Below are 13,110 nucleotides of genomic sequence, written 5' to 3'. Positions count from 1 at the left end.
CCTCTTCCTATTTACCAAAGTACTCGTCAATGGCTGTTGTATCCATTGTGATTTGACGATAAATGCTATCAAAATCTTCGTAGAGTTCTTGTAAATTAATTTTTACTTCTTTACCAGTCTTCATTACTTTGACCGGTACTTGTTTTGTTTCTAATTCTTCTTCACCAAGCGTGATAACCACTTTAGCGCCATATTTTTGAGCGTTCTTGAACTGTGGTTTTGCTTTACGTCCAAAGAAATCACGGTCCACTGAGTACCCTTGTTGACGGAGTGAAATTGAAAGTTTCAATACTTCCTCTTCTGTTGCTTCACCAAGACCAACAATATATACATCTAGTTCTTGTAATTCAGGAACTTCTACTTGCTCGTCTTTCATTAATAATACAAGACGTTCGATTCCAAGACCAAATCCAAATCCTGGTGTTTCAGGTCCGTCAAGTTCTTGGACAAGACCATCATAACGTCCACCACCACAAATCGTCGTTTTAGCACCGAATGATTTAGAATCTGTCATGATTTCAAAAATTGTATCTTGATAGTAGTCAAGCCCACGTACCATTGTTTCATCGATTTCAAATGGAATCTCTAATGCGTTTAAGTATTGTTGTACTTTTTCAAAGTGAGTGCGTGCTTCATCTGATAAGAATTCTAAGATGCGTGGTGCATTTTTAACGATTTCAATATCACGTTTGTCTTTACTATCTAAGACACGTAATGGATTTTTGTGAAGTCGATTTTTAGAATCTTCACTGAGTTCATCCGCAAATGGTTCTAAGTAACTAATTAAGGCTTCACGGTATTTAATACGATCAGCAGTTTTTCCAAGAGAATTAATCACTAAGCGCATATTGGACAATCCTAATTCTTTTAATAAATCCCATGCCATTGCAATGGTTTCAACGTCAGTGGCGGGATTTGTAGATTCAAACACCTCAACTCCTAATTGGTGGAATTGACGAAGACGTCCTGATTGTGGACGTTCGTAACGGAACATCGGAGCCATATAATACACTTTATACGGTTTTTTATGTTCTGGTCCAAATAATTTATTTTCTACATACGCACGAACAATCGCTGCAGTTCCTTCTGGACGAAGTGTAATGTGACGATCTCCTTTATCGTAGAAATCATACATCTCTTTTGAAACGATATCGCTTGTATCCCCAACACCACGACTAAATAAATCGTAGCTTTCAAACATTGGTGTACGCATTTCTTCAAATTGATAATCGCCTAAAATGATGCGTGCTGTTTCTTCGATATAATGCCAAATTTTGAGTTCCTCAGGTAATAAATCGGCTGTCCCTTTTGGTTTTTGAATCATATGAATCATCCTTTCTTTCAGTAAAAATAAAAAAATCCCAACTTCAATAGAAGTCAGGACGAAAATTTCGTGGTACCACCTTAGTTCGGAAAGAGCTCTTTCCCTCTTAATGATAACGGAATTACCGGAATAACTTTGCATTATTCTCCTCAAGAGTGTCTTTCCTTGTACGGTTAGAAGCTTTCAGCCACGGCTTCTATCTCTTTAGTGTACGTCTTTATCTCTGTCTAAGGATTTTTATTGTTGCTATAAAGAATACTAGAGGAATGCGTATTTGTCAAGAAAATCTAATTATTTTTTAATCTCAAACTCTACAAGAAACGAAAAAGCAAAATGTAACATATATGTGAAGTGCACCCTGTCAAGTAGACAGGAAAATAATTAAATTGTATGACGAGTTCATAAGAACTCGTCTTTTTGTTTATGCAGGGATTTTTAAACCCATTGATAAAGTAATTCTTTTCTCATTATAGAAGTGGATATACTCTTCAACTTTCTTGAAAAGAGATTCATAGTTTTTGAAATGATATAAACGATATACTTCTTCCTTTAATGTTCCCCAGAACGATTCAATTGGGCCGTTATCGATACATCTGCCAGGACGGGACATGCTGTGTGTTATCTGACCTTTTTCTATAAAGTGCTTAAAGAAATGAGAAGTGTATTGAAATCCTCGATCACTATGAATCATTGTTTTTGTTGGGATTATCTTTCTCTTTATTTGATCAAAAGTGTCTTTAACGATTTGATTATTATTTTGTTTAGATATTTGATATGCAACTATTTTCTTTGTGCCATAGTCTAAAACTGCACTTAAATAAGCTTTTTCTCCCTTTCCATACTTTAATTCAGTAATATCCGTTAATAGTAGAGCCATTGGCTCGTATTCTTTCTTAAATTCTCTATTTAAAATATTAGCTGCGGTGTATTCTTCAGAGTTGGATTTATAACGATAACGTTTTTTTCGTATAATTGCCTTTAATCCCATTAGTTTCATAAGACGCTGAATACATTTATGATTCACTTTTGCATTTCTATAATAGTTTAAATAGATTGTGATACGACGATATCCATATATACCTTGAACAGATTCATATACTTCGTGTATTAATTCCATTAAACGACATAGTCGTTTTTCAGATTCCGAAGGGACACGATTTAACCATTTATAATAGCCAGCTCTACTGACTTTTAACACTTTACATAATTGAGTAATATGAAATCCTCTTTTACTTAATTTTTTAATCGTTTGATATTCCGCTTCAAATCTCGTCTGGCAAACATCAGCTCGCTTTCCACTTCTTGTAATTTTTTTAGTGCGGCATTTTCTGTTTCTAAATATTCGTTTCGTGCCTTTAATATAGCCATTTCTGCACGAATACGCTCAGTTTCTGTCTGTATATTATCTGGTTTTCGTTTTCCTCGACTGTCTATTAATCCATCAGGGCCATATTTTTGATATTTTTTTACCCATTGATACACCAAGTTGTAAGAGATGTTATATTTCTGTGCGGTTTGTTTATAGTTTAATTGATTTCGAATACAGTCTTTGACGATAAGGATTCTTTCTTCGTGCGATGTTTTTCTATATTTCATAGTGTATACCTCTGGCTTAGGATAGTAGGCCTTCGTGGCCTCACCATTAGTATACTTAATAATCCAATTTCGTACAGTTGTAATAGAAGGAATTTTATATTTTCTTGTGATTGCCGTTAAATAGGTTTTCGATTCTAAAAACTCTTTAACCACCTTTTCTTTAAATTCATTTGTATAAGTGTTAAACCCATCTCGATCTTCTAATGCAGAAGCTCCATATGCTTTATAGTTCAAAAAATGCATATTAAATGTTCCAGGTGAAATCCTTAAACCATATTCACTACGCAACTCACGAAAAGGCACACCATCTAAATACAATTCTATGAATCGTTCTAATTCTTTTGCAGTATGTTTCTTAGCCAATCTAAAAAATACCCCCTCTAAAGTAGTTTACTTTTTTAGTGTCTACTTTAGAGGGAGCATATCAATGTTACATTTTGCTTTTTTGCTCTTTACTAAATTAACTTGTCAATCGCCTTAATAACGCCATTGTTTTCATTGGTATCTGTTACGATATCTGCAATAGCTTTTACTTCTTCGCTGGCATTTCCCATTGCAATCGAAAGTCCTGCATATTCTAACATTTCGATATCATTAGCTGCATCTCCAATAGCTGCGATTTCACTCGGCTCGATATTTAGGTTTTGAGCTAATTTTTCTAAACCAAAAGCTTTGTTCACACCTTTTGCTAGAACTTCTACTAAATACTTTTGACTACGAACAACATAAAATTCGTCTCTCCACTCTTCTGGAATAAATGTTTCAAACTCATTAAGTTGTTCTTCATCTCCCATTAGTAGAATTTTATAGAAATCAGTGTTTAAAGACTCTTCGGTTGGAATTCTTTTCAGCTTGCCACTCACAAGTTTTACATCAAACTCCATCCATTCTGTTGGATCCTCATCGAATGAATAATAGTAATCAACACCAGCCCCCATAACGCTAACTCCGTGTTTCTTGCCTAGTTCAATCCATTTTTGAATCGCAGTAGAATCTAGAAACGCATCCATCACGCGTTTACCGGTTTGACTCTCATAAATGTTCGCACCATTTTGGCTAATAATATAATGGTTTTCTTCTAAATAGCCTAAGTCTTTTAAATAAGGATGAATTCCACTCTCAGGGCGACCAGTACAAAGAACTAATAAAGTATCCGTTCCTTTTTTATGGAAATCTTTGAAATATTTTTTTGTTTCTTCTAATATTTCTTTTTTACTGTTTAATAATGTGCCATCCATGTCGATAGCTACTAGCTTAATCATAGAAATCCTCCTAGTTTTAAGTTGCTAATATCTATTTTATCAAATTAACAATCATTTAACCATTCAAAAATGACATCGTTTGTGACAAAGGATGCTCCATTCTGACAGTGAAGTTCGCTAAAGTATTTTTCTTTATCAAATACAACTAATCTCTTTTCTTTTATACTGAGTGAATGGTAGTATTCGATCCCAAATGACGAATCATAATAGTTATCTTTTTTTGAAACACAAACCAACACTGGATTATTCACCGGAAGCTCTTCGAATTCCCTACAATAACGAATAAGTTCATTTAAGGAGCTCTTTCCAAACACCCATTTTGCGTTTTCGATTTGCCAATTTAAGAACGGAACTTTCTTGATATAGAAAGAAACAATTTTCTCAATTGCTACTGGGAATCCAGTTTCAAGATAACGATGTAGGAATTTTGGAATACTCGTTTTAAAGGAATCTAGTAAGGACGGAAAATAATTATACAATACTACTTTGTCTAATACCTGTGGATTTAAATTAGAAGTACGAGCCATAAGTAAACCACCTAAAGATAACCCAATTCCAATTTTAGGAGATACAATTTCATCCTTGTAAGCATCTACTACCTGAGAAACAACCGTATCCCAGTTGGGTATAAAAGCTTTATGTTGATAGCGTATGACATGGGATTGCCCTGGTCCCTCAAAAAGGATACAATTATATCCTTCGTCTAAAGCTGCTTTAACATTTGTGAAATAAAGTTCCTCCAACAATCCATCAAAACCACTACAAATTAGTAAAGTTCCTTTACATTTTTTTGTTGTTCTAAATGATAAGGTACGTAAAGTCACTTCTTTAAAATGTATGTTTTTCATTTGATACGGAATTTGTAAAAGGTCTAACCCACGATAAAAGTATTCAACGGAATTGTTATAGACTTCTAACTTCCGAGAGTCAGTTGGATGTAAGAAAAATTCAGCAGCTTGATAATAACGACTAGCTCTTAAAAAAGCCTTTCCTTTAGAGATATCACTTATATAAAATCTACTTGTTAATAAATCCCCAATCTCCTTCCACTCAGTATACCAAGACTCATAGTCTCTTTCTTTAATCTTTTCTGCAGTAGTAGAAACCTCAGCAAAATCACTTCCTCCATATGGGCAGTACCACATTAAGCGTCTCGTCTCAAAATCAAATTCAAACGTCTTAAAAAACATTTTTTTCCTCCTTAATAGTCTAAATACATGTTAATATGTATAATTATAAAGAATAATTATACGATTAATAGAAGTTACTTTGAGGTGCCTGCATATGGAAAATGAAACATATTTACGAAAATTAGCTCTCCCCTTGTTAGGAAAATGGAGTGTCTTTATCTTATTAACTCTAGAAAAAGAAGAAATGTATTTTGCGCAAATTGAAAGAACACTCGGTTCCATTTCTCGTAAAGTCCTCACCCAATCTTTAAATGATTTAATCGAAATCAACATTCTATACAAACGTGGTAAGGCCAGTACTGGTCATAAAACCTATTATGGATTGACGCCTTTAGGAAAAAGGCTACTTCCCCTGATTCATCAAATTAAAGAATGGATTCGTGAAAATAAAGACGAATTAGAAAACTAAATAATTAAAAAATATTAATAACAAAAAAACACTCTTGGTCTCAAGAGTGTTTTCCTGTTATTTTAAAATTTTAATTGTAACTGTTCGTCTTCCCCATTGATTGGCTTGATCGACAGAAACGAAATGAAGGTCAATTATATTTCCCTTTATCGCACTACCAGTATCCCCAGCAATTGCAACTCCATAACCAGGAACCTCAATCAAACTTCCTAAAGGAATGACACTTGGATCCACCGCAATGACAGTTGGATTAGAGCGCAAATCAATTCCTGTTGCTGTATAGTATCCTAAACCTGGTTCATTATATGAATATCCAGTCGCGACTACTTGTAGTGTTCTTCCGCTAGATTGTGAGGAACTTGAACTGTTTGAGGTAGTCGTAGGCGTCTCAGTCGTAGTAGGAGCTGCTTGAGTCGTCGACGTTGAAGGCTCAGCGGCTACTGGTTTAGCAGCTGTCGTTTCTTGACCTGAAGTAGATGGCGCCACCTGATTCGTTTGTTTAGAATCACTCGTTAATGCAGCAATTGTAGGTGAAAAAGCTACTTTTGCTTCTTTCTTTTCCTTTTCCATCTTCTCAAATGTCGCTTTATTGTCAGCTATCAACTGCTTAAGTCCTTCAATTGAGCTTTGGTAGGATTGACTTTCAGAAGTTAATTTTTCTTTCTTAGTTTCTAAATCGCTTTGTGCCTGAGAAGCTTCAGATTTCAAACGATTCAACTCATTCACTTGATCTGCCAAGTTCTTCAATACTTCTTCATCGGATTGGAAGAACTGTTGAAATACAAATAAACGATTTAGAAAATCTGAAATACTTTCTGAATTTAATAAGTGAAGGATACTGTAAGTTGCTAAATCTGAAATTTGCATCAATTGCAATCTTTTGCTAGCAACCACTTTTCTTTCTTCCACTTTCGCTTCTTGAGTTTTCACTTTTTCCGCAAGAGTTTCTTGCTCTTTATGAAGCGATTCAATCTGTTGGTTTAAACTTTCAATTTCTTGATACTTTGTATTCACTTTTTGTAGTTCTGACGATAATTGAGCTTCTAATTTTTGCACATCCGTTTCTTCTGCAAACACAGAAGGAGCTAAAGGACCTGCAACTAAAAAGAATGCTGTTGTTGTCAAAAATAGTTTTTTCATCTTTTTCAAAAGCGATATTCACCACACTTTCTCCAACATACTCCTTATTTTACAAGAGGAACATATGGAGAACGTATCAGTTATATTACAAAGTTGTAACAAAAGTTTACAGTTTTATGATTCCTTAAGATAGGCTTTTAGAGCTTCTAATAATTCATCGCTGCTAGAAACAATCTCTCCTCTAAGTTTTACCAAGCCTACTGTATATAAATTTACATAGCTAAATTGTGATTCAGCTACCTCTTGCAAGGCAGCTATTTTTTGAGGATTATCTGCTCCTTGTTGGCGACTGTCTGTGTATAAGCCAAGAATTGGCATATCTGCATGGTATGCTACTCCAATTTCACTTGCAACACCAACATCAATGACCGCTCCATCTAATACCGCAATCATTAAATCAGAATCTAATAACGCATCTGTGTCATATTGGGCAATCATTGTTGAGTCTGCATACGAGCTCTTATCATTAATCGCCATTTGTTCTTGTGGCAAATACACCTCTACTCCTGGAAACTGATTACGAATCTTTTCTACGAGTACTTTGTTAAAGGCTAATTCCATTTCCGAGAATAATGGACTTGCAAAATAAATTTTTGTCATTTGAATACCTCCTCTACTAACTTTATCCTACACTAAAAACACCAAAAAGACCAGAAGACATTTCACTCTTCTGGTCTAGTCCATTAATTATATAAAGCATCTACACGTGCTTGAACTGCCTCATCTTCAAGGAACTCATCATAAGTAGAGCCAAGACGGTCTACAATGCCTTTTGGTCCAATTTCGATAATGCGGTTTGCTGTTGTTTGAATGAACTCGTGGTCATGACTTGAGAATAGTAATGAACCTTTGAACGCGATTAAACCATCATTCAATGCTGTGATTGATTCTAAGTCTAAGTGATTTGTTGGATCATCTAAGATTAACACGTTTGCTTTAGAAAGCATTAATTTAGATAACATACAACGCACTTTTTCTCCCCCTGAAAGAACCGTTACTTGTTTCATAACATCGTCTCCAGAGAATAACATACGACCTAAGAAGCTCCGTAAGAAGGTGTTATCTTGCTCTTCTACTGGTGCGTATTGACGTAACCACTCTAAGATGTTTAATTTTTCGTTTGAGAATTCATCTGTCATATCTTTTGGTAAGTATGCTTGACTAGTTGTAACACCCCACTTGAATGTACCACTGTCTGCTTCCATTTCGCCTGTTAAAATCTTGAATAATGTGGTGATCGCAATATCTGAACGGCTTAAGAAAGCAACTTTATCATCTTTAGATAATTGGAAGCTTACATTTTCGAAAATCACTTCGCCATCAATTGATTTTGATAGGCCTTCGACTAATAATAAGTCATTCCCAATTTCACGCGCTGGTGAGAATCCAACGAATGGATATTTACGGCTTGAAGGTTGAATATCATCCAATGTAATTTTATCCAACATTTTCTTACGAGAAGTCGCTTGTTTTGATTTAGAAGCATTCGCAGAGAAACGAGCGATGAATTCTTGTAACTCTTTGATTTTTTCTTCTTTTTTCGCGTTTTGGTCTGCTAATAATTTCGCAGCTAATTGGCTTGAATGTAACCAGAAATCATAGTTACCAACGAACAATTTAATCTTACCAAAGTCAACGTCCGCCATATGTGTACATACTTTGTTTAAGAAGTGACGGTCATGGGAAACAACGATGACTGTGTTATCAAAATTGATTAAGAACTCTTCTAACCATGCGATTGATTTTGCATCCAAACCGTTTGTAGGTTCGTCTAATAAAAGAACGTCTGGTTTACCGAATAATGCTTGAGCAAGTAACACTTTAACTTTGTCTGCTTCGACTAATTCGCTCATTAATTTGTAGTGTTGGTCTTCAGTGATTCCTAAACCTTGTAGTAATTGAGAAGCATCACTTTCCGCTTCCCAACCATTTAGTTCAGCAAATTCCCCTTCAAGTTCAGCGGCGCGAATACCATCTTCATCAGAGAAATCTTCTTTCATATAGATGGCATCTTTCTCTTTCATGATGTCATAAAGATGTTTATGTCCCATGATTACTGTATCAATGACGCGTTCATCTTCGAATGCGAAGTGGTCTTGTTTTAAGACTGTTAAACGTTCATGTGGATCTAGAATCACTTCACCTGTTGTTGGTTGTAATTCTCCAGATAGGATTTTTAGGAAAGTTGATTTTCCGGCACCATTCGCACCAATAACCCCATAACAGTTCCCTGGAGTAAAAGTGATGTTTACATCGTCAAACAATTTACGGTCTGAAAATAATAGACTTACATTTTGTACTTTTAACATTTCGTTCTCCTTTGTTTATGAATTCGATTCATTCTATCATACTCTCACTCTTTTTTAAACCTTTGTACTAACTGTGACATAAAAATAAGCTAGCCTGCTTCAGACTAGCTCACTTGCTTACTTGGTATATTTTAATTCAACCTTATACCCATTCTTCGCAGCCATCTCAATAATCGTCGATAGTCTCGGATTACTCCTTCCCTTTTCAAGATTAGAAACTTTATTTTGCATCAGTTCATTCGCTTTGGCATATTTTCTTTGAGAAAGACCCGTTTCCAATCGAAGTTCAACTAACTGCAAGGCAATCTTTTGCTTCGAATACTCCTTATTAAAATCAGATACAAAATTAGGATACGTAGTATTTAACTGAGTGTATAGTTTCTTCTGGTATTGGCCCATTTGGAACACCTTCCTTATACGTTCTTGAAACTTCAAAGAGTAAATACTCTCGTTTATCCTTACCCGCTCCCCATTTTTCCCAAACAGCAGGTGTCAGACCTTCTTCTTCAATAATGGTCAGTATCGTAAGTATTTTTACTAACTCATTATAAGGTAAATCTTTAATATCCTCATATCCAGATTCGCCAATCTCAAATGTTTCTCCCATAAACATCCCTCCTAAACTCATTATACCTTATAAGGTATATACCGTATACGGTATAAAGGCATTTTCACAAAAAATCCGTAGACAAAATGCCTACGGAAAATTTAATTATTCAGTTACAATAACCGGACGTTTTAAACGTTCCACAGTTTCAGCAATATTTCTGAAATGGTCACTCACACGTTCTAAGTTACTGAGTAAATCCATAACAAAGATTCCAGATTCCGCTGAAGCAATTCCTTTATTCATACGTTTCATATACTTATCGCGTACTTCAATTTTTAATTTATCAATGTCACGTTCAATTTGGATTGCTTGTTGGACTTTCTCTTGGTCTCCAGTAGACAATGCATCAATAGATAATGCAAAACCACTTTTAATAAGCTCATAGATTCCGTCTAATTCTTTAACGGTATCTTCATCAAGAAAAATTTCACGTTCGATAATCGATTTTGCAAAGTCAGCAATATTTTCTGCATGATCCCCGATACGTTCAATATCATTTGCAGTACTAAATAATTCATCGATTGTTTGCTGGTCTTTAGCAGAAACTTTTTGTTGAGAAATTTCCACTAAATACTTAACAATCGCTTTTTCATAAGCGTTGATATTCTTCTCGTTCTCAAGTGCCTTTTTAACAAGCTTTTTATCTCTGTTACGAGCTGCGCCTACTGCATTATCAAGAGCTTGAATGGTTTCTTGAGCCATTGCCGCAAATTCATACATGGTATTTTCTAAGGCAATTGAAGGAGTAACCAAAATGCGTTTATCAAGATAACGCGTAATGCTTTCTTCTTCATCTTCCCCATCTGGAATAATCATTTGGATTAATTTCACTAGAAGATTTGTGAATGGGAATAAGATAATTACATTTACGATATTAAAAATCGTATGCGCATTGGCAATTTGTCGAGCCACATTCCCTGGATCAATGCTTTCAACGACATTCACAAGAATGTTACTTAAGAAAAGCATGAAGTAAATTGTACCAATGATATTAATCATTAAGTGGAATAAAGCTACTTGTTTTCCTCGGCGAGAAGTACCTAAACTACTAATTAATGCGGTCGTACACGTTCCGATGTTATCACCAAAGATGATAAACACAGCGGTTGTAATTGGAAGAACACCTTGACTGGCAAGAGCAATTAATACCCCAATGGTTGCTGATGAACTTTGCAATACAAGTGTCATTAACAGACCAATTCCAACTCCAATAAAAGGGTTACTACCATATTGAAGAATCCAGTTTGTAAATTCAGGTAATTCTTTTAAAGGTTCTAGTGAGTTACTTAATGTACTCATCCCGATAAATAGAATCCCAAAACCTATAAAGATTTCACTCGCTTCTTTTACTTTTGGATTTTTCGTTAGCATGTTAGCCACTAAACCAGCAGCTATGACAATCGGTGCCCATTGTGATAAATTAAAGGAAACCATTTGTCCTGTAATGGTCGTTCCAATATTGGCCCCGAAGACAACTCCAACCGCTTGAGCGAGTGTCATAAGACCGGCATTTACGAAACCAACAACCATTACTGTCGTTGCTGAAGAGCTCTGAATAATAGTAGTTACAAACATCCCTACTAATACGGACATCAAACGATTTTTTGTTAATCTACGTATGATTCCTTTTAATCCTTCACCTGCAACTTTTTGTAATCCATCGCCCATCAATTGCATCCCATATAAGAATAAACTGAGTCCTGCAATTGCGCCAAGAATCATCTGCGTGTACATAAAATTGTAACTCCTTTAAAGTATAACGTTTAGGTATAAATTCATTTCCAGAAAGATTGTAACACATCAATTTTAATTACGAAAGTGTTCGCTTTATATCTGCTTCTTCGAAATGCTTAACAAGCGGTTTGATATCTTGAACATATTCAAGACATCCCCTATACTTCCCTTCTTCATCCCAAACAGCATGATAGGTCACATGAACCATTTTATCTTGTGTTTTAAACCACATTTCTTCTTTTTCTTTCTGTTTTGATTTTAATTGTTCAAAAATCGTTTGGACCGTTTCATGGACACGAGGCGGGTGGCACAGAATAACATCTCTTCCAATTGCACTTGGGGTTCTCTTAAAGATTTTTTCTTCGCCATTTCCTTCGTTGTAGTACTTAACTATATTTTGAGCGTCTACAAAAGATAATTCCATCGGTAATAAATTTAAAATTAAATTCAATTCTTTTAACGAAAGCGAACCGGTAGATAAAGGAATATCTCCCTCTGATTCAACTTGTGTTTCTTCTTTTACTGGAGAAAAAGATTTTTTAACAGCCCATTCTTTTTCTGGTTTTACGATACAGTATCCATAATCAGGCGACTGAGATGCTATTGTCTCCCAATCGTCTACATGAAATACTTGCTCTACCATGGGGATTAAGATATTTTCTTCTTTTTGAATCATCTCTAACATTTCGTCACGGGCTATTTGAAATTCTTCCAAAGTGGATTCTTTACCATCGTTCAAAGCTTTTTTGAAATCACGGTACAAATCTCTTATTTGGTCGTGAACTCCCCACATCACTTTTGGAGGAGCTGTAATTCCCTTTTTTTCCATTATCGGAAACATCGCATACTCTTTACGTTGATAATGATTTTCAAACTGATCCAGCAAAGAAATTTGTCTTCTTAATCCTTTTTCAATTGTAGAATCCTTTGTTTCGAGATAATTGACTAAGAGGCGCTCCACTCTATCTAAAGCCCCTCTAATAGCCAAATTCTCCATTTTCATCACATGAACTGGATGTCCTGGTTGTTCAAAATCAGCTACTGATGTTTGTGTATTCACTTTAGAACCCATCAAATTGGCGTGAACATTACATAAACTCATGATTTCAGCAAAAGTAATACCTTCACTCATTAAGTTTCTTTCCATCAATTGAATCTCGTATGGAGAAATCTCGTCAAACACTTCATTGAACTCTTCTTGAATAACTTCTTTATCCTCACCCGCGTGAAGTCTGAGCATTAGATTTTTTAGAATTTCTTGACGTTCTTCCATAGTGTAATCTTCTTTAGCCATCTAATCCCTGCTTTCTTTTACGATATATCCATTCGCTTCAAGAGTTTCTACAATGGTAGTCAGTGGAATTTTAGCGATCTTTGACCCTTTTTTTAGACTAGTTATTCTCCCCACTGTTTGTACCATTTGTGGTTGATTTAAGGGAGTAAACCCGATTTCCACTAACAAATCCTTTACTTCTGGGTGTTCCTTTAAAGTAGTAAATACAGTGTCTTCTAAATAGATTGTATTCATTGTAAACC

The 13,110-nt window shown here is 35.2% G+C and carries 14 protein-coding genes; 1 reads left to right on the top strand and 13 read right to left on the bottom strand.

The features are described 5' to 3' along the window. Positions 1 to 7: 7 nt before the first annotated feature. From hisS to NQ540_RS04710, 5 genes are all read right to left on the bottom strand, one after another. Positions 8 to 1,324, bottom strand: coding sequence for a histidine--tRNA ligase (hisS, locus tag NQ540_RS04730; RefSeq protein ID WP_005605405.1), 1,317 nt, complete (start codon positions 1,322 to 1,324; stop codon positions 8 to 10). A 421-nt stretch (positions 1,325 to 1,745) separates the two neighbouring features. After that, the gene (locus NQ540_RS04725) at positions 1,746 to 2,540 is read right to left on the bottom strand and encodes an IS3 family transposase (RefSeq protein ID WP_233420211.1); all 795 of its coding nucleotides are present in this window, start codon (positions 2,538 to 2,540) and stop codon (positions 1,746 to 1,748) included. A gap of 17 nt (positions 2,541 to 2,557) precedes the next feature. Next, entirely contained in the window at positions 2,558 to 3,283 is a 726-nt protein-coding gene (locus tag NQ540_RS04720) for a helix-turn-helix domain-containing protein (RefSeq protein WP_005608237.1), read from the bottom strand. Positions 3,284 to 3,375: 92 nt separating this feature from the next. After that, a complete protein-coding gene (locus NQ540_RS04715; RefSeq protein WP_005605404.1) occupies positions 3,376 to 4,182 on the bottom strand; it encodes a Cof-type HAD-IIB family hydrolase in 807 nt (268 codons plus the stop codon). Positions 4,183 to 4,226: 44 nt separating this feature from the next. Beyond that, a complete protein-coding gene (locus NQ540_RS04710) occupies positions 4,227 to 5,372 on the bottom strand; it encodes a hypothetical protein (protein WP_005605403.1) in 1,146 nt (381 codons plus the stop codon). A gap of 94 nt (positions 5,373 to 5,466) precedes the next feature. Here NQ540_RS04710 and NQ540_RS04705 point away from each other — a divergent pair, with 94 nt between their 5' ends. After that, positions 5,467 to 5,781: a winged helix-turn-helix transcriptional regulator gene (locus NQ540_RS04705; protein WP_005605402.1), complete on the top strand. Its 315-nt coding sequence runs from the start codon at positions 5,467 to 5,469 to the stop codon at positions 5,779 to 5,781. Between the two features lie 57 nt (positions 5,782 to 5,838). Here the strand turns inward: NQ540_RS04705 and NQ540_RS04700 are convergent, their stop codons facing one another. The 8 genes from NQ540_RS04700 to NQ540_RS04665 all read right to left on the bottom strand — a co-directional run bounded on the left by NQ540_RS04700 (position 5,839) and on the right by NQ540_RS04665 (position 13,102). Then, positions 5,839 to 6,921: a 3D domain-containing protein gene (locus tag NQ540_RS04700; RefSeq protein WP_005605401.1), complete on the bottom strand. Its 1,083-nt coding sequence runs from the start codon at positions 6,919 to 6,921 to the stop codon at positions 5,839 to 5,841. Positions 6,922 to 7,035: 114 nt separating this feature from the next. Continuing rightward, positions 7,036 to 7,521, bottom strand: a complete 486-nt coding sequence (locus NQ540_RS04695) for a nucleoside 2-deoxyribosyltransferase (RefSeq protein ID WP_005605399.1) — start codon at positions 7,519 to 7,521, stop codon at positions 7,036 to 7,038. 83 nt (positions 7,522 to 7,604) lie between these two features. After that, positions 7,605 to 9,230, bottom strand: coding sequence for an ABC-F family ATP-binding cassette domain-containing protein (locus NQ540_RS04690; RefSeq protein WP_005605398.1), 1,626 nt, complete (start codon positions 9,228 to 9,230; stop codon positions 7,605 to 7,607). Between the two features lie 117 nt (positions 9,231 to 9,347). After that, complete coding sequence (locus tag NQ540_RS04685) at positions 9,348 to 9,629, bottom strand: helix-turn-helix domain-containing protein (RefSeq protein WP_039848768.1); 282 nt, start codon at positions 9,627 to 9,629, stop codon at positions 9,348 to 9,350. Beyond that, positions 9,577 to 9,837 (bottom strand): hypothetical protein, encoded by a 261-nt coding sequence (locus NQ540_RS04680; RefSeq protein ID WP_039848767.1) that lies wholly within the window; start codon positions 9,835 to 9,837, stop codon positions 9,577 to 9,579. Before NQ540_RS04680 ends, NQ540_RS04685 begins: the two co-directional genes overlap by 53 nt. Positions 9,838 to 9,942: 105 nt before the next feature. Continuing rightward, positions 9,943 to 11,574, bottom strand: a complete 1,632-nt coding sequence (locus NQ540_RS04675; protein WP_005605392.1) for a Na/Pi cotransporter family protein — start codon at positions 11,572 to 11,574, stop codon at positions 9,943 to 9,945. A 76-nt stretch (positions 11,575 to 11,650) separates the two neighbouring features. Next, positions 11,651 to 12,868: a DUF438 domain-containing protein gene (locus NQ540_RS04670; RefSeq protein ID WP_005605390.1), complete on the bottom strand. Its 1,218-nt coding sequence runs from the start codon at positions 12,866 to 12,868 to the stop codon at positions 11,651 to 11,653. Next, positions 12,869 to 13,102 (bottom strand): DUF1858 domain-containing protein, encoded by a 234-nt coding sequence (locus tag NQ540_RS04665; protein ID WP_005605389.1) that lies wholly within the window; start codon positions 13,100 to 13,102, stop codon positions 12,869 to 12,871. Positions 13,103 to 13,110: the final 8 nt, after the last annotated feature.

Origin of the sequence: Granulicatella adiacens ATCC 49175 (assembly GCF_025150565.1) — a bacterium.
GTDB lineage: Bacteria > Bacillota > Bacilli > Lactobacillales > Aerococcaceae > Granulicatella > Granulicatella adiacens.
Note: the sequence above shows the minus strand (reverse complement) of the source record. Positions and strands in the feature narration are given on the sequence as shown.